General features: G+C 70.3%; 9 protein-coding genes. 4 read left to right on the top strand and 5 right to left on the bottom strand.

Annotated elements, in window-relative coordinates; genetic code table 11:
• The first annotated feature begins 124 nt into the window (after positions 1 to 124).
• Both AC1VVG_RS06185 and AC1VVG_RS06180 read left to right on the top strand, forming a co-directional pair.
• A complete protein-coding gene (locus AC1VVG_RS06185) occupies positions 125 to 1051 on the top strand; it encodes a DMT family transporter (protein ID WP_049035319.1) in 927 nt (308 codons plus the stop codon).
• A 425-nt stretch (positions 1052 to 1476) separates the two neighbouring features.
• Positions 1477 to 2757 carry a sensor domain-containing phosphodiesterase gene (locus AC1VVG_RS06180; protein ID WP_049035318.1) on the top strand — a complete coding sequence of 427 codons (1281 nt, stop codon included), beginning with the start codon at positions 1477 to 1479 and terminating at the stop codon, positions 2755 to 2757.
• Between the two features lie 27 nt (positions 2758 to 2784).
• Here the strand turns inward: AC1VVG_RS06180 and arfB are convergent, their stop codons facing one another.
• The 4 genes from arfB to recC are packed head-to-tail and all read right to left on the bottom strand — an operon-like array spanning position 2785 to position 12537.
• A complete protein-coding gene (gene arfB / locus AC1VVG_RS06175) occupies positions 2785 to 3189 on the bottom strand; it encodes an alternative ribosome rescue aminoacyl-tRNA hydrolase ArfB (protein ID WP_034186580.1) in 405 nt (134 codons plus the stop codon).
• Positions 3186 to 5501, bottom strand: coding sequence for an AAA family ATPase (locus AC1VVG_RS06170; protein WP_482835360.1), 2316 nt, complete (start codon positions 5499 to 5501; stop codon positions 3186 to 3188). The genes arfB and AC1VVG_RS06170 overlap by 4 nt, the downstream gene beginning before the upstream one ends.
• On the bottom strand, positions 5498 to 9202 hold the full coding sequence (recB, locus tag AC1VVG_RS06165; RefSeq protein WP_482835359.1) for an exodeoxyribonuclease V subunit beta: 3705 nt from the start codon (positions 9200 to 9202) through the stop codon (positions 5498 to 5500). The genes AC1VVG_RS06170 and recB overlap by 4 nt, the downstream gene beginning before the upstream one ends.
• Entirely contained in the window at positions 9199 to 12537 is a 3339-nt protein-coding gene (recC, locus tag AC1VVG_RS06160; protein WP_069705397.1) for an exodeoxyribonuclease V subunit gamma, read from the bottom strand. The genes recB and recC overlap by 4 nt, the downstream gene beginning before the upstream one ends.
• A 180-nt stretch (positions 12538 to 12717) precedes the next feature.
• Between recC and AC1VVG_RS06155 the strand changes: the two genes are divergently transcribed.
• Both AC1VVG_RS06155 and AC1VVG_RS06150 read left to right on the top strand, forming a co-directional pair.
• Positions 12718 to 15009, top strand: coding sequence for an FUSC family protein (locus tag AC1VVG_RS06155; protein ID WP_124609109.1), 2292 nt, complete (start codon positions 12718 to 12720; stop codon positions 15007 to 15009).
• A 291-nt stretch (positions 15010 to 15300) separates the two neighbouring features.
• Positions 15301 to 16683 (top strand): amino acid permease, encoded by a 1383-nt coding sequence (locus tag AC1VVG_RS06150; RefSeq protein WP_482835358.1) that lies wholly within the window; start codon positions 15301 to 15303, stop codon positions 16681 to 16683.
• Between the two features lie 147 nt (positions 16684 to 16830).
• Here AC1VVG_RS06150 and AC1VVG_RS06145 read toward each other — a convergent pair whose 3' ends face one another.
• Positions 16831 to 16992 carry a hypothetical protein gene (locus AC1VVG_RS06145; protein WP_009688068.1) on the bottom strand — a complete coding sequence of 54 codons (162 nt, stop codon included), beginning with the start codon at positions 16990 to 16992 and terminating at the stop codon, positions 16831 to 16833.
• Positions 16993 to 17017 lie beyond the last annotated feature (25 nt).

The raw sequence follows: 17017 nt of genomic DNA, 5'->3' as shown, positions 1-17017 counted from the left end.
CGGGTGGCCCCCTGCCCCCTCGACCGGCGATATTCCCGTTTCTTGTCGTTTCATCGAATCGTGAAACGACGGCGCGGTAACGCGGTGTAAGATTCATCGCATCCCGTCTCCGCCCTCACGATCGATGTCACCCAAGAACGCCTTCCTGCTGACCGTGCTCGCTGCCCTGTGGGGCGCGTCGTTCCTGTTCATCCGGATCGGCGTGATCGATCTCGGCGTCGCGCCGCTGATGGCGTTGCGCGTGGGCATCGGCGCGCTGTTTCTCACCGGCTTCGCGCTGACGCGCTTCAAACCCGCCGACCTCGGTGCGCGATTGCGCCGCCATGCGTGGCCGTTGTTCGTCGTCGGCGCACTGAACTCGGGCATCCCGTTCTGCCTGTTCGCGTTCGCCGAGCTGACGCTGTCGGCCGGGCTCACGTCGGTGATCAATGCGACGACGCCACTGTGGGGCGCGCTCGTCGCGTACCTGTGGCTGAAGGACAAGCTGTCGTTGCCGCGTGCGCTCGGCCTCGTGATCGGCTTTGCCGGGGTCCTCACGCTCGTGTGGAACCAGATCGCGAACGCGCACGGCGACACGGGCGCCAGCGCGACCGCGCTCGCTGCCGCCGCGGCGCTCGGCGCGACGCTGCTGTACGGCATCGCGGCCAATTACACGAAGCGCACGCTCGGTGGCGTCGATCCGCTCGTCAACGCGGCCGGCAGCATGATCGGCTCGACCCTCCTGCTGCTGCCGTTCGCGATCGCTACCTGGCCGGCGGCGCCGGTCAGCGCCCACGCCTGGGGCGCGGTACTCGCCCTCGGCATCGCGTGCACCGGCATCGCGTATTTCATCTTCTTCTACCTGATCGCGCATGTCGGCCCCGCCCGCGCGATTACCGTGACGTTCGTGATCCCGGTGTTCGGGCTGCTGTGGGGCGCGCTGTTCCTGGGCGAACACGTGTCGGCCGTCATGATCGAAGGCTGCGCGATCGTACTCGTCGGCACCGCGCTCGCGACCGGCGTGATCAAGCGGATTCCCGGCATCCGGCCGCGCGGCGGCGAAGCGGCCTGAGGATCCGGGCGCGGGCGCCAACGCATCGCGGATGGCGGCACCGCGCACCCGCATTCATCCGACGGCGGATCTCGTTCGCGCCTGTCTCCGCCGCCGGGATTTTTCGTCCCCCCGCCCTTTACCATTCGCCATGCGGTCGGGTTGTCATGTGCGCCGGCAGCGCCCGCCGCTGCGTGACGGTCATGCGCGGCACGCACGCGAACGGCACCCGGCCCCCCCCGCGCCGTTGCCATGGCCGGGCCGTGTACCGTTTGCGTCTGGAGTTACCCTGATACGCGCGCCGCTGCAATCCCGGTACACTCGAAACACTTATCCGCACGAGGCGGCCTCGATGTACCACGTTCTTTCGCGTCCGCCTGCGCGTGCGACCGCATCGGCGTGGCGGCCCGCTCCCGCGCCACCGTACGCCCCCGGGCACCGTTGACATGAAGCCCGCCCGCGACCTGTCTCTCGACTCCCTGCTCGAACGCCTGACGCCGACGCCCGGCGGCTGGGTCGCCACCTTTCGCACCACGACGCTGCGCAGCGTGTTCCAGCCCGTGTTGTCGATCACGCACAAGCGCGTCGTCGGCTACGAAGCGCTGCTGCGCGTCGTCGACGCGGACGGCACGCTGCTCTCGCCCACCGCCCTCTTCGACAAGACGCGTGCCGACGCCGACGCGCTGCTGCTCGACCGGCTCGCGCGTTGCCTGCACACGGCCAACTTCGTCGCGCAGGGAATCGGCGACGGCTGGCTGTTCCTGAACGTGACGCCGCGCGTACTCGATACGGGCCTCGTGCAGCGCGAGTTCGTCGAGGCGCTGTGCCGGCATTTCGGGTTGCCGCCGAACCGCATCGTGCTGGAGGTCGTCGAGCAACCGGCGCGCGACGAAGCCGCGCTCGCCCGCACGATCGACATGATCCAGCATCGCGATTTCCTGATCGCGATCGACGATTTCGGCACCGGATTCTCGAATTTCGACCGCGTCTGGCGCGCACGGCCCGACATCGTCAAGCTCGACCGCTCGCTCGTCGAACGCGCGACCGGGTCGGCCGACGATCGCCGCATCATGCATCACCTCGTGTCGATGCTGCACCAGGCCGGCGCGATGGTGCTGGCCGAAGGCGTCGAAAGCGACGACGCGCTGCAGACGCTGATGGAGGCCGATATCGATTTCGTGCAGGGTTTCCAGTTCGGCCAGCCCGATGCGTCGATCGCGCATGCGAGCGCGGCCGCGCCCGCGATGCTCGACGCCGCGTGGCAGCGCTTCATCGCACGCCGGCGCCCGCCGGTCATCGCCGAGCAGCCGGGCTTCGATGCGATCGAACGACTCGTGCTGGGCGGTGCGGCCGCCTTTTCCGCCAGCGGCAATCTGCAGGATGCCGCCCAACGCGTGTTCACGGTGCCGGCCGCGCGCCGCGTGTTCGTCACCGACGAGATCGGCGAGCAGTTCCTGCCGTCGATCACCGCGCGGCCCGACGACGGTCAGGCAGTCGCCGCCCGCCTCGCGCCGCTGTTCCCGGAAACCCACAGCAACTGGTCGCGGCGCCCGTACTTCCAGCGCGCGATCGCCGCACCCGGACGCGTCGCGCTGATGGGCCCGCATTTCTCGCTGACGGAAGGCCGCGACTGCTACACGGCCGCCGTCGCGATCCGCGCACGGAGCCGGCTCGTCGTGTTCTGCGTCGACTTCGTGCTCGACAGCGCGGGAACGGTGATGCGCTAGCCGCGCGCGCCGCCGGCCGTTCATTCGTCAGTCGATCACCTTCCCTCTTCCGGACTTCACCACGCTGCGGCGCGACTTGTGTTCGAGCCGCCGCTCCTTCGACGCACGCGTCGGCCGCGTCGCCACGCGTGCGCGCGGCGTGAACGCGACGCTGGAGATCAGCGAATCGAGTCGCGCCAGCGCGGCCTCGCGGTTCTTCTCCTGCGTGCGGTATTCCTGCGACTTGATCACGACGATGCCGTCGCGCGTGATGCGCTGGTCGGACAGCGCGAGAAGCCGCTCCTTGATCACCGGCGGCAGCGACGACGCACGGATGTCGAAGCGCAGGTGAATCGCACTCGACACCTTGTTCACGTTCTGCCCGCCCGCGCCCTGTGCGCGCACGGCCGTCCATTCGACCTCGGCCGGATCGAGCGTATAGCGGATCATCATCGCGAAACCTCCGTGCGGCGTCGCGCGAGCGCTTCGTCGACGCGCGCCGCGAGCCCCGAATCGCGCTGCGTGCGTGTTGCGACCGCCTGCGCCAGCACGCGCCGCGGCCCGATCACCTGCACCCGCGTGCGCGCACGCGTGACGGCCGTATAGACCAGCTCGCGCGTGAGCACCCGGCTGAACGAGGCCGGCAGCACGAGCGCGGCTTCGTCGAATTCCGAACCCTGCGATTTGTGGACGGTCAGCGCGAACGCCGTCTCATGCGGCGGCAGCGCGGCCGGCGACACCGCACGCGCGGTACCGTCCGCGCGCCGGAACCACACGCGCAGCACGCCGTGCGCATCGGGCAACGCGATGCCGATGTCGCCGTTGAACAGCCCGAGCGCGTAGTCGTTGCGCGTCACCATGATCGGCCGCCCGGTGAACCAGTGCGCGCCGACCGCGAGCGGCACGCGCGCCGCGTGCCGCACGTGCGCGGCCACCAGCGCGTTGACGTGCTCCGCGCCGCGCGAGCCGTTGCGGGTCGCGCACAGGATCCGGAACCGGTTAAGCGCATCGAACAGCGGCAGCGGATCGGGCACCGGCGCGTCCAGCGCGGCGCGCAACGCGTCGAGGTAAGCGCCGAACCGCCGCGCGAGCCGCTCGACCGTCGACGATGCAAGCGTATCGCCCGCATCGTCGTGGAAGGACGCGGCGGCCGTATCGTCGGCGGGCAGCGCATCCAGTGCGGCCTGCACGTCGCCGCCGCGGATCGCGACCGACAGCCGCCCGATCGGCGAATCGAGACCGAAACGGTAGTTGCGTTCGAGCCAGACGACGCAGTCCGCGAGCGGCGCCGGCGCGCGCGCGACGGCGGCTGCGTCGTCGACTTCGCCGGTCGATGCGGATGTCGCTGCCGTCACCGATGCGAGCGCCGCGTCGCCCGCGTCGAACGGCGGCAGCTCGACGGCATCGAGCCATGCGAGTTCGTCGACTTCGATCCATGCGGGTGTCTCCCCCGCGGTAACGGTGCCGCCGACATCGGCCGGCGCCGGGACTGCCGGCGGTGGCGATACGATCTCGGCCGACGAAACCTCGTCATCCTGCGGTTCGTCGTCGAAGAGCGATGCCTGTCGCGGATCGGCCTTCTGCCGCGACGCCGGTTTGCGGGAAACGGAAGCCGATGCCGAAGGCAACGCCTGCGCCGAAACGGAAGCCGGACGTGCGGCCGGCACGCCCGCCGCGGTGGCGATTGCGGCTTCGTCCGGCACCGGCAACGCCGCGACGAACGTCGCCTCGTCGATACCGAGCGCCTGTGCGATGCGCGTGCGCGCCGCGGCCGTAAAGGCGGGCCGCGCGCTCAACTCGGCGAACACGGCCCCCGCTTCGACCGCGGCCAGTTGATCCTTGTCGCCGAGCAGCACGAGCCGTGCGCCCGGCGCAAGCGCGTCGAGCAGATGCGCGGCGAGCGCGACGTCGATCATCGACGCCTCGTCGACGACGATCAGGTCGTACGGCAACGGATTGTCGCGATGATGGCGGAAGCCGGCCGCCCCGCCGCCGCCCAGCAGCCGGTGCAGCGTATACGACGTGTCGGGCAGGCGTGCCGCGAGTTCGGGCGGCAGGTCGCCGGCCCGTGCATGCAGCGCTTCCTGCATCCGCTGCGCGGCCTTGCCGGTCGGTGCGGCCAGCGCGATGCGCAGCCCCGGGTGCGCGTCGAGCAGGCAGGCCAGCACGCCGACGACCGTCGTCGTCTTGCCCGTGCCGGGGCCGCCGCTGACGATCGTCACGCGGCCCGTCAGCGCGACGATCGCCGCCACGCGCTGCCAGTCGACTTCGCCGTTGGCCGGCCCGAAATAGCGCGCGAGACTGTCGCGCAGCCGGTCGGGCGACAGGCCTTCGTCCGGACCGGCAACCCCGGCCTGTGCGACGAGCGCATCGGCAAGCCGCCGTTCGTAATCGAAATAGCGCGACAGGTACAGGTGATCGTGCCGGTCGACGATCAGCGGCCGCTCGTCGCCGCGCGCCAGCGTGCCGAACGCGACCACGCCGCTCGCGGCAAGCGCGGCGCGCACCTCGTCGAGCGGTGCGTCGTAGCGCTGCGCGAGTGCGCCGAGCGCGACGCACACGTGGCCGCCGGCCGTCGCACGGCTTGTCGCGAACGCGGCACGCGCCGCCCAGCGTGCCGCGGCCGACGGCGCGCCGGCGCGCCGCGCGAGTTCGCCGATGCGACGCGCGAAGCCTTCCGCAAGCGCGATGCCGAAATCGGCCGGCTCGGGCAGCCGCGCGACGAGGCCGCCGGTGAATTCGAGCGTGTCGTCCGACGCGTTCATGCGCGCCTCCCTTCCATCATGCGGTCGAGGGCCTCGACGAGCGCACGCGCGGGCCGGCGGGCATGCACGCCGGACGGCTCGCCGCCGCTGCGCCAGCCGGGCCGCACGCCGCGCACGAACAGGTACAGGTAGCCCGCGATGTGCGTATCGTAGTCGTAGTCGGGCAGCCGTCCGCGCAGGTAGCGATGCAGCGCGACCGTGTAGAGCAGCGCCTGCAGGTGATACGCGTGATCGGCCATCGCGACGTCGAGCGCGCGCGGACCGTAGGCATCCGGCGTCGTGCCGAGATGGTTCGACTTCCAGTCGACGATCCAGAAGCGGCCGTCGTGTTCGACGATCATGTCGATGAAACCCTTGATGAAACCGGCGAGCGTGCCCGCCTCCAGTGCGACGTCCGGATAGCCGTGCGCGACCAGCAAGCGGCGCAGCGCCGCCAGGTCGAGCGACGGTGCCGGGAACAGGAACCCCATTTCGTCGAGCCGCTTCGCCGGATCGAGATCGGCAAGCCGCATGCCCGGCACGAGCTCGGTGTGCACGACATCGTCGACCAGCTGCGCCATCATCGCCGGCAGCCGGGTAGCGAGCTCGGGCTCCGCCTCGACCGGCCGGTCATGCAGCGCGCCGAGCGCGGCCGCGTGCCACGACTCGGGCTCCGTGAAGCGGCTGAGTTCGAACAGGCGGTGCAGGCATTCGCCGGCCGCGGCCCCGCGCGGGAACACGAGGATGTCGTCGTCCGGCGGTTCCGCCGCGGCCGGCTCCGAGAAGTGCCATTCGCCGTCCGGCGTCACCTCGGCAAGCGCATCGTGATCGGGCCGCAGTTCGTCGTCGGGCACGGCCGCGACGCCCGCCTCCTCGCGCGCCATCGACGCGGTCAGCGAGCTGAAGCTCGCCATCCGCCACGCGTCGCGCAGCACACGCGTCGCGTGGCGCGCCGCGAGCGTCTGCGAGGCGTCGTGCCCCGCCGCGAGACGCTCGCGGCGCGCGGGCACGGGCAGCGGCGCGACGCTCACGGGGCCGCCCGCGAGCGCGCGCCACGCCGCCTCGAGCGCAGCCTCGTCGGGCGGTTCGTCGAGCCACGCATCGAACGACTGGCCGGCGCCGGCGACGAGCCAGTTGAGCACGCTGCGCCGCGCTTCGCGCGTCGAGCGCGACGACAGGTACGGCCCGGCAACGACATAACAACGATAGACCGCACGCGTGAGCGCCACGTAGACGAGCCGCGCGCGTTCCGCGGCCTGCTCGCGCAACGCCTGCCGCGCCGCGTGCGCGGCCGCCTCGTCGTCGCATCCGTAATGCAGCACGGCGTCGCCCGCTTCGTCGTGATACTCGCGCGCATCGGGCAACGCGGACGCAGGCGGTTCGCGCAATCCGCCGTCGTTCAGGAACGGACAGAACACGATTGCGTATTCAAGCCCCTTCGACTTGTGCACCGTCACGATCTGCACGAGGTTGCGATCGGATTCGAGCCGCAGCTGCGCTTCCTCGCCGCCGCCGTCGAGCCGTTGCGCGGCGAGCCAGCGCAGCGTCGGCGCGATGCCCGGCTGCGCGGAGGCGCGCGCCTGCGTCAGTTCGGCCAGATGGTTGATGTCGGTCACACGACGCTCGCCGTCCGCACCGGCCATCAGCCGTTCGGCGATCCGCAGCTCGCGCGTGAACGTGCGCCACATCACCGCGAAACCGCGTTCGCGCCACAGCAGCCGATAGCGCGAGAAGCGCTCGACCCAGCTCATCGCGTCGGTGCTGTCGGACGCGCCGCTCGACGCATCGCCGTCGCCCTGCTCCATCCGCCACAGCGCACCGGCATCGAGGCCGAACCAGTCGGATGCGAGCGCCGCGCGCAGGCGCCGCAGGTCGCCCGGCGCATCGATCGCCGCCAGCACGCGTTCGAGCTGCTCGGCGTCGCCGGTCGAGAACACCGACGCCTGCGCCAGCTCGACGCTGCCGATGCCCCAGGTGGCGAGCACGCGTTTCACGAGACTGCCCTGCCGGTGCGTCTGCACGAGCACCGCGATGTCGCCCGGCGACAGCGGCGTGTCGCCGAGCCGCACGTGCCCTTCGCGCGCGCCGCGCATCAGCCGCGCGATCTCGGCGGCACACGCCTGCGCGGCCTGTGCCTGCGCATCGCGCTTGAGCAACGTGCCTTCCCCGCCCGGCAATGCCCAGACCCGGAAGTCGCCGGACGGGCCCGGATCGGTTTCGTCGACGAACGGCGCGCGCACGCGCGTGCCGGCACGCACCGCGTAATAGTCGAGCCCGTCGAGCACGAACGCGCGCGGATTCGACATGAAGAAGCGGTTGCACGCGTCGACGATCGCGGGCGTCGAACGCTGGTTGACCGCGAGCGTGTAGCACGCGCTCGCCCGTGCGCGCGCCGCCAGATAGGTATGCAGATCGGCCGCGCGGAAGCTGTAGATCGCCTGCTTCGGATCGCCGACCAGGAACAGCGGGCCGCCCGGCGCGAAGATCCGGTCGAAGATCGCGAACTGCAGCGGGTCGGTATCCTGGAACTCGTCGATCAGCGCGGCCGGATAGCGTGCGCGCAACGTCTCGGCGAGCCACGGATGCGCATGCAGCGCGTGGTACAGGTTCGCCAGCAGATCGTCGAACGACACGACGCGCCGCGTGCGCTTGCGCTCGGCCAGCTCGCCCGGCGCCACGTCGAGCCAGTCGGCGATCAGCGCGAGCCAGCGCGCGCGCTGCGTGGCCTCGGCGGCGGCCACCGCGGCTTCGAGCGCATCGGCGACGTCGAAGAACGCGTGCTCGGGTGTCACGCCGCCTTTCTTCGTCGCCTTCGTCAGCGCGGATTGCGTGAGCTTCAGCGCGGCTTTCGGCAGCGCGGCCGTCGCGTCGCCCTGCGCGAAATGCGCCGTCCAGGCGGCCAGCGCATCGGCGACCGCATCGGGCTTGTGCGAGCGCTGGTTGAGCGCGGGCTGCGCCGCGCGCAGCAACGCGTCGATCGTCTCGCGCTCGGCCGCCCACAGCCGCGCCGCCTCGGCGAAGCATTCGGCCGCGGCGGCCTCGGCCGACTCGTCCGGCTCGGTCACGCCGTCCCAGCGCAGCGCGGCGAGCGGCTTCTTCAGCCGGCGCGCGAGCTGCGCATCGAGCGCGGCCGGGCCGGCGCCCGATTCGACGAGCCAGGTCGCGAAACCCGGCCAGCGCGCGGCCGCCGGTTCGACGCGCGTGCGCCAGAAATCCGCCGCGAGTTCGAAGCGCAGCGACGCATCGTCGGCCTCCATGTCGAACGCGAACGGCATCGCGGCGGCGAACGGCGCTTCCTGCAACGCACGCTGGCAGAACGCGTGAATCGTATGGATCGCGGCCTGGTCGAACGCGCGCAGCGCGCGCCGGATGCGCTTCGCGGCCGTCTCGGAATCGAGCACGCCGTCTGCGCCGAGCGTGGTCTCGAGCAGGCGCGAGATGAACGGGTCCCCGCCGTCGTCGCCCGTATCGAGCGCGTGCGCAAGCTGCGCGAGCCGGCTGCGAACCCGCTCGTGCAGCTCGGCCGTCGCCGCCTTCGTGAAGGTCACGACGAGGATTTCGTCCGCGCCGAGATCCTTCTCGAGCAGCAGGCGCACGTACAGCGCGCAGATGTTCCAGGTCTTGCCGGTGCCGGCCGATGCCTCGATCTGGTTGACGCCGTCGAGCGGGCACGCGAACACGTCGAGTTCGAGCGCCTGCTGCGGCTGCGACACGGCGCTCATGCAACCTCCTTCAGATGCTCGATCAGCGGCTCGAACACGAGCCGCGCCAATGTGCCGAACGGCTCGTCGAGCGACGGGTGCGCACCGCGCCATGCGATCGCGATCGCCGGATCGTCCGCTTCGCTCACGACACGTTCGTTGATCCACACGCTCGCGGCCTTGGCCTCGCCGTCGGACACCCGCGCCCATGCGCTGCGCGGAAAGAACCGCAGCGGCATCCGCCGCCCCGCGCGGAACAGCGCGGCAAGCGGCGCGAGCCGTTCCAGCGGCGCCGCGACGGGCGTCAGCTCGAACGCGCCGCCGCTGCCGAACCACAGCGTGCGGCGCGGCCCGCCGGGCTCGACCGCGCAGTACACGAGATGCGCGAGCCAGGCGGACAGATAGTCGCGCGCGCTCGGTCGTGCGTAGCGATAGATGATCTGCCCGGCCGGCGTCAACCGGTTCAGCGTGCCCTGCAATTCGAGCGGCGCGCTCACCGCGTCGGCCGACAGCATCGCGTCGTCCGTGCCGAACAACGCCTGCTCCGTATCGGGCCATGCCGGCACGACCGTGAGCGAGAACGGCCGCCGCTCGATGCCGTCGGCCAGCGCGCGGCGCACGCTCGACGCAAGCTGCGTCATCGAGCCGAGCGCCTGATCACGCCACACCGTGCCCGTCGCGCCGCCCGGCAGTTCGGGGCTCGCATCGGCAATGCGCAGCGCGTGGTCATGCACCGTGCCCTCGTCCGATTCGATCAACAGCGGCAACACGCGCTCGGCGAGCGCATCACTGCCGGCGAAGTCGAGCGAGAACGGTTCCGTATCGAGCAGTTCGGCCTGCGCGTCGGCAAGCACGATGCCGAGCCGGCCGCGCAGCAACGCGCGCGCCGGATGGCGCCAGAAGCGTTCGAATTCGCTGAACGCGACGGGCTCGACCGGTTCGGCCGGCAGCGGCTGCGCGAAGAACGGCAATTCGCGCGGGCCGTCGCGCGACGCTTCGGCGGCGAGCAGCGACGCGAGCGTCGCCCGCTCGGCGTCGTAGGACACGAGCGCGCTGCCGGGCTGGAAATACGCGGCCGCGAACGGTTGCAGCGGATGCTCGACGATGAACGCGCGCCGCGCGGCATCGACGGCGTCCGGCGCGGCGTCGGGCCCGGCCGTGACGATCGCCAGATGATCGAGCAGTTCGTCGACGAGCGCCGCGGGCGGCAACGGCGCGTTGTCGCGGATGCTGCGGCCCGTATAGGCGATCAGCAGCCGGTCGCGCGCGGCCAGCAGCAGGTCGAGAAACAGGTTGCGCTCGTCGTCGCGGCGCTGCCGGTCGCCGAGCTTCGGCAACACGGCCATCAGGTCGAATTCGTCCGCGCGCGCGAGGCTCGGCAGCACGCCGTCGTCCATCCCGAGCAGACAGACGACGCGATACGGCAGCCCGCGCAGGCTCGTCAGCGACGAGAACGTGACGCCGCCCCACGGCACCCCGCCGCGCGCCGGATCGTCGAGCGCCGCGGCCAGCCCCGCGCGGACGACCGCGGCCGGCAACGCTTCGTCGGGCGCCCCTTCCGTCATCGCGGCCAGCATCGCGTCGAGCGCATCGCGCACGCCGGCCAGCGCGTCCGCATATGCGGCGCCCGAATCGAAGAAGCGCGCGAGCGTATCGGCGAACAGTTCGCTCCAGCCGCTCGGCGTGTGCGATTCGGCCAGGCGACGCGCGAAGCCGTCGAGATCGTCGGTAAAGCGCGCCAGCCGGCCGAGCAGTTCGGCCTCGCTGCCCGTGGCCGCCTCGATCGGCAGCCACGCGCCGATCGGCGCCGCGCCTTCCGGCATCGCATAGCCGAGAAAGAGCCGCGCGAGCGCATCGGAGAACGTATGGCGCGGCGCGGGCACGGCCGCGTCGTCGCTGACAAGCGGCGACAGCCCGCGCCGCGCGCCGGCGGCCGCGAGCCAGGTCTGCACCGTCTCGAGCGCGGCCGCGTCGATGTCGTATCGCGCGGCCACCGCATCGACGCGCAGCCATTCGACCAACTCCGGCGCGCCGACCTGCCGTTCCGGCAACGTGAGCCAGTCGAGCAGCACGCGGGCGACCGGGTTCGCCTGCGACGGCGGCAGGCCGGTGATCCGGTAAGGCACGCGCGCGCCGCCGGCGCCGGCCGTGCCGAACACCGCATCGATCAGCGGCCCGGCCGCCGCGAGGTCGGCCACCGCGACCAGCACGTCGGACGGCTGCAGGCTCGCATCGGCGTCGAACCACGCGAGCAGGCGGTCGTGCAGCACCTCGAGCTGGCGCGCGAGGCTGTGGCACACGTGCACCTCGATGCCGCGCTCGGCCGGCGTGTCGCCGGTTTCGGCCTCCGGCCGCAGCTCGAGGATCGCGTTCTGCACGCGTGCGAGCCACGTGGGCGCGGGATTCTCGACGAAGCGCGAGGCATCGCCCGACGCGGCGCTTTCAGTCAGCTCGTGCAGCATGTGCAGCTGCGCCTGTGTCTGCCGGCCCCACTCGGCGAGCAGCGGATGGCCGACTTCCTGATAGTCGAGCCGCCCGGCCGCATCGAGCGTCTCGGCGTGCGCGGCCGTGACGATGTCGAACCAGAATTCGCGGCACGGGTTCAGCGCATAGACGCGCACGTCGATCCAGCGCGACAGCTCGCGCAGCAACGCGACGTGCAGCGGCGGCATCGTCGGCAGCGCGAACACGCTGACCGATTCCGGCCAGTCCGCGCGCGCGACCGTTTCAGCATCGAGATGGCGCGCCTCGACGAGGAAACGGTGCGCGGGCGGCGTGCCGCTGTCGCTCAGCTCGGCGAGCAGCGCGCGCCACAGCGCGGCCTGCCAGCGCTCGTCGTCGCGTGCGGCGTCGCTGATCCCGCGCGGCGCGGCGTCGCCCGCGAGCACGGATTCGCCGGCCTGCCAGGCGGCCAGCCATTCGGGGCGATAGGTCAGGTAATGATCGAGCACGGCCGCGACGCGGTGCGCGAGCTCGTAGCGCATCGCATCGTCGGAGGCGGACAGGTACGCGGCCAGCCGTGGCGAGGCGAGCCATGGCGCGCCGCCGGCCGCCTGCGCGAGCAGCCGGTAGCAGCGCCACACGAGACGGTCGGGCGCGAACGGCGAACGCTTGGGCACCTCCATCACGCGGCCGATCTGCGCCCACAGCCACTGCGCGAGATACGTGAACTCGACGTTCGCGCACACGCCGTTGCGTGCGGCGATGTCGAGCTCGAGACGACGGCGCAGCGCCGCGCTCGGCACGATGACCTGTTGCGGCGCCCACGGGCCGTTGCGGGCCGGGAACGCGGCCAGATCCTCGAGCAGCGCGTCGGCCAGCGTCTCGTGACGGTTCGAATAGAAGAGATGGAGCATGAAGCGGGCGTCGGAACCTCGCCCCGGCCGGGCCGGGCGAACAGGATCACCAAGGATAGCAAATGGACCGCCGCCGCGAACCTCTGCCGGAAAGCCAGGTTTTGCGGACCGCGAAATACGATAGACTCGTCGCCAGTCAATACGCCGCCCCGGCGTCTTCGTCTGCCATTCAGCCCATCGATGCGCTATTCGGTCGAAATCAGAAAGTTTTTCTACAGCCAGTACTTTTTCGGCGGCCTGCGGATCGCGGTCGGCGTCTCGCTGCCGGCCGTGCTGTGCCTGATCGTGTTTCACAACCGCGAACTCGGCTTCACGATCTCGACGGGCGCGCTCGGCGCCTGCGTCGTCGACATGCCGGGTCCGCTCAAGTACAAGCACAACGAAATGCTCGCGTGCAGCGTGATCGGCTTCCTCGCGGCGCTCGCCACCGGCCTCGCGACACCGAACATCTTCGCGCTGTGGCTCACGATCGTGCCGCTCACGTTCGTGCTGTCGCTGATCGTCGTCTACGGCAACCGCTGGCCGCAAATCAGCTTCGCGACGCTGTTCATGATGGTGATGACGCTCGAGGAGAAGTTCACGCCGCTGCAGGCGTTCATCAACGCCGGCTGGATTCTCGCGGGCGGCCTCTGGTACACGTACTGGGCCACGCTCGTGTCGCGATGGCAGGCGCGCCGGATCGAGCAGCAGGCGCTGGCCGAGAGCCTGTTCGCCTGTGCCGACTACCTGCTGGCGCGCGCACAGTTCTACGATCTCGACGCCGATCTCGACGAATGCTACCGCAACCTGGTCGCGCGGCAGATCACCGCGGTCGAAACGCAGGAAACCGCGCGCGACATCGTGCTGCGCAACCTGCCGAAGCTTCGCCGCGGCAAGCTCGATCCCGGCCGCACGACGATGTACAACCTGTTCATCAACAGCGTCGACCTGCACGAGCTGTTCGTCGGCGCCCACACCGACTACCCGCTGGTGCGCAACACGTTCGGCGGCTCGGATCTGATCATTTTCTACCGCGACCTGATCCGCAAGGCGGCCGCCGATCTCGAGGAGATCGGCCTCGCGGTGCTCGAGAACCGCGCGCCGCATTCGCGGATCAGCGTGAAGGCCGAGCTGCGCGCGATCGAGTACGAGATCGAGCTGATGCGCAAGAAGAACTTCGCGGCCACCAACGCGGAAGCGTACGCGGCCGTGCTCGCGACGTTCCGGCGCATCTGGAGCGCGACGCGCCTGATCGACCGGATGCGCCGCAACCTGTCGGGCCACGCCGATCCGCAGCAAACCGAACTGAAGATCGACAAGGCGCTCACGCGCTTCCTGCAGCGCCGCCGGATGTCGCCGCTGCTGATCTTCTCGAACCTGAACATGCGCTCGCCGAGCTTTCGCCACGCGCTGCGCGTGACGATCGCGGTGGCGGTCGGCTTCTGGATCGGCCGGCTGCTGCCGCTCACGAACGCGTACTGGATCGTGATGACGACCATCATCATCCTGAAGCCCGGCTACTCGCTGACCAAGCAGCGCAACGCGCAGCGGATCATCGGCACGCTGATCGGCTGCGCGGCGAGCATCGCGCTGATCTACACGGTGAAGGAGCCGCACCTGCTGATCGCGATCATGTTCGGGTCGATGGTGATGAGCTACAGCCTGCTGCTGTTCAATTACGCGGCAAGCGTCGTGTTCACGTCGTCGTACGTATTGCTGATGTTTCACCTGCTCGCACCGGGCAGCATGCGGATCATCGGCGAGCGCGCGATCGACACGGTGGTCGGCTGCATGATCGCGATCGCCGCGAGCCGACTGTTCCCGTACTGGGAATACCGGCTGATGGGCAAGCAGGTCGCCGACATGCTCACCGCGACCCGCAAGTATTTCGAGGCCGTGTGGCGCGCCGGGCGTGGCGCGTCGCCGCCGACCGTGCCCGCCGCCGACGGCGCCGCCGTCGTGCCGGTCGTCGCCGCGGCGGTCGAAACGCCGGCCACGAGCCTCGACGACGACTACCGCTACCGCCTGGCGCGCAAGGACGTGCACATCGCGTTCGCGAACCTCGGGCAGGCGTTCCAGCGGATGATGATCGAGCCGAAGGCGCACCAGCGTTTCGTGCCCGAACTGAACGACCTGCTCGTGCAGACGCACGTGCTCGGCGCGCAGATCACGGCCGCCGCGCCGCTGATCCGCAACGCGTGCTCGGCCGACGGCAGCATCGAGCACGACGACGCGCTGCATCGCGGCCTCGCCGCCGTGCTCGACAATCTCGAGAAGGCCGAGGCTGGCGAACCGCCGCCCGCCGACCAGCTCGAAACGTCGAAGCAGATCACGCGCGATCTCGACGCGATGGTCGTGTCCGCGGAGAAATCCGATGCGGTCGGCGCCGAGCTCACGCACGACCTGAAAGTGCTTGCCCACCAATGCAAGCAGATGCTTGCGTCGTCGCTGCTGATCCGCAAGGACGCGAGCGTGATCCGCCTGCCCGCCTGACCCCGACCACCCGCGCCGGCGGGCCGGCCCGCGCACGCCGCGGGTCGGCCACCGGCGCGCCCCGACTCAGCGATCCCCGAAGCATGACCCGCCCGCTCCACGCGGCCCGCGCATCCGTCGCGCGACCGCCCCACGCCCCTTCCCGCTCGCCGCGCCAGTCAGGGAATACCCGATTCCGGTCACCCGGCCCGGCTTGTTATCATTCGTTCACATTCAAGTTGTATAGACAACTTGAGCCAATCGGACCGGCCCCGCTCGCCCGGTCCGTCGCATAACGATATCGGAGACTCGATGAAAAACTTGCAGCGCCACCTGAGCGCGCGGCACATCCGCTTTCTCGCGCTCGGCTCGGCGATCGGCACGGGCCTGTTCTACGGCTCGGCGTCCGCGATCCAGCTCGCGGGCCCGGCCGTGATCCTGGCGTACATCCTGGGCGGCGCGGCCGTCTACATGGTGATGCGCGCGCTCGGCGAAATGGCCGTGCGCGAACCCGTCGCCGGCTCGTTCGGCCATTACGCGACCGAGAACCTCGGCCCGTTCGCGGGTTTCGTCACCGGCTGGACCTACACGCTCGAAATGGTGATCGTCGCGATCGCCGACATCACCGCGTTCGGCATCTACATGGGTTTCTGGTTTCCGGATGTCCCGCAATGGATCTGGGTGCTCGGCGTCGTCGCGATCATCTGCGGGCTGAACCTGTGCCACGTGAAGGTGTTCGGCGAGCTCGAATTCTGGCTGTCGATCATCAAGGTCGGCGCGATCGTCGCGATGATCGGCGGCGGCGTCGCGATCCTGCTGTCCGGCATGCACTTCGGCCATTCGGCCGACGTGCCGACGTTCGCGAACCTGTGGAACCACGGCGGCTTCCTGCCGAACGGCATCGGCGGGCTGGTCGCGTCGCTGTCGGTCGTGATCTTCGCGTACGGCGGGATCGAGGTGATCGGGATGAGCGCCGGCGAGGCGAAGGATCCGGAACGCGTGATTCCGCGCGCGATCAACGCGGTGCCCGCGCGCATCCTGCTGTTCTACGTGCTGACCATGGTCGTGCTGATGTCGATCAGCCCGTGGACGGGCGTCGGCAGCGACGGCAGCCCGTTCGTGCAGATCTTCTCGGCGCTCGGCGTGAAGTCGGCTGCCACGATCCTCAACCTGGTCGTGATCAGCGCCGCGATCTCGGCGATCAACAGCGACATCTTCGGCGCGGGCCGCATGATGTTCGGGATGGCGCGACAGGGCCAGGCACCGCGCGTGCTGATGACGACGTCGCGGCACGGCGTGCCGTGGGTCACGGTGCTCGTGATGGCCGGCGCGCTGCTCGTCGGCGCGCTGCTCGTCGGCGTGCTGCTCAACTACCTGATGCCGAAGGACGTGTTCCTGGTGGTCGCCGCGATCGCGACGTTCGCGACCGTATGGGTCTGGCTGATGATCCTGCTGTCGCAGGTCGCGATGCGCCGCCGCCTGTCGAGCGCGGAAGTCGCCGCGCTGAAGTTCAAGGTGCCGCTGTGGCCGGCCGCGCCGGCGCTGACGATCGCGTTCATGGGTTTCGTGATCGTGATGCTCGGCTGGTTCGAGGATACGCGTGTCGCGCTGTATGTCGGCGCGGCATGGCTCGCGCTGCTCGCGGCCGTGTTCTACGCACGGATCCGCCCGAAATTCGCCCCTGCGTCACGTTGACGCACGGCTGACCCGAATGCGCGGCGCGCCTCGTTCGGCGCCCGCTGCCGTCAAGGCTCCGCGCGGCGCCCGTCGCGCCGGAAGCCGCGGATTGCGCCCCTTCGCATGCGCCGCGTGCGCGGCCCGGCCGGCCCGCGTACCGGCACGTCAGTGCGATGCCGCGCTCGCGGCCTCGGCCGGATGGGCCTCGTCGTACGCCCGCTTCTGCGAAATCGCGTTGTACAGGATCGTCCCGATCACGAGGAGCACGGCCACGACGATCAGGATGCTCACGTTGCGAACAGGGTTCTTCTTGCGCTGATCGTTCATGGTCGGTGCGTCTCCGTCAAATTCA

This window comes from Burkholderia sp. L-4 (genome assembly GCF_056856535.1).
This window is presented reverse-complemented; position numbering and strand designations above follow the sequence as displayed.

What these genes read in the sequence shown, in the direction of transcription:
- arfB (WP_034186580.1), bottom strand. Translation starts at nt 3,189, where the DNA reads ATGATGATCCGCTATACGCTCGATCCGGCCGAGGTCGAATGGACGGCC.
- AC1VVG_RS06180 (WP_049035318.1), top strand. Translation starts at nt 1,477, where the DNA reads ATGAAGCCCGCCCGCGACCTGTCTCTCGACTCCCTGCTCGAACGCCTG.
- recB (WP_482835359.1), bottom strand. Translation starts at nt 9,202, where the DNA reads ATGAGCGCCGTGTCGCAGCCGCAGCAGGCGCTCGAACTCGACGTGTTC.
- AC1VVG_RS06170 (WP_482835360.1), bottom strand. Translation starts at nt 5,501, where the DNA reads ATGAACGCGTCGGACGACACGCTCGAATTCACCGGCGGCCTCGTCGCG.
- AC1VVG_RS06150 (WP_482835358.1), top strand. Translation starts at nt 15,301, where the DNA reads ATGAAAAACTTGCAGCGCCACCTGAGCGCGCGGCACATCCGCTTTCTC.
- AC1VVG_RS06155 (WP_124609109.1), top strand. Translation starts at nt 12,718, where the DNA reads ATGCGCTATTCGGTCGAAATCAGAAAGTTTTTCTACAGCCAGTACTTT.
- recC (WP_069705397.1), bottom strand. Translation starts at nt 12,537, where the DNA reads ATGCTCCATCTCTTCTATTCGAACCGTCACGAGACGCTGGCCGACGCG.
- AC1VVG_RS06185 (WP_049035319.1), top strand. Translation starts at nt 125, where the DNA reads ATGTCACCCAAGAACGCCTTCCTGCTGACCGTGCTCGCTGCCCTGTGG.
- AC1VVG_RS06145 (WP_009688068.1), bottom strand. Translation starts at nt 16,992, where the DNA reads ATGAACGATCAGCGCAAGAAGAACCCTGTTCGCAACGTGAGCATCCTG.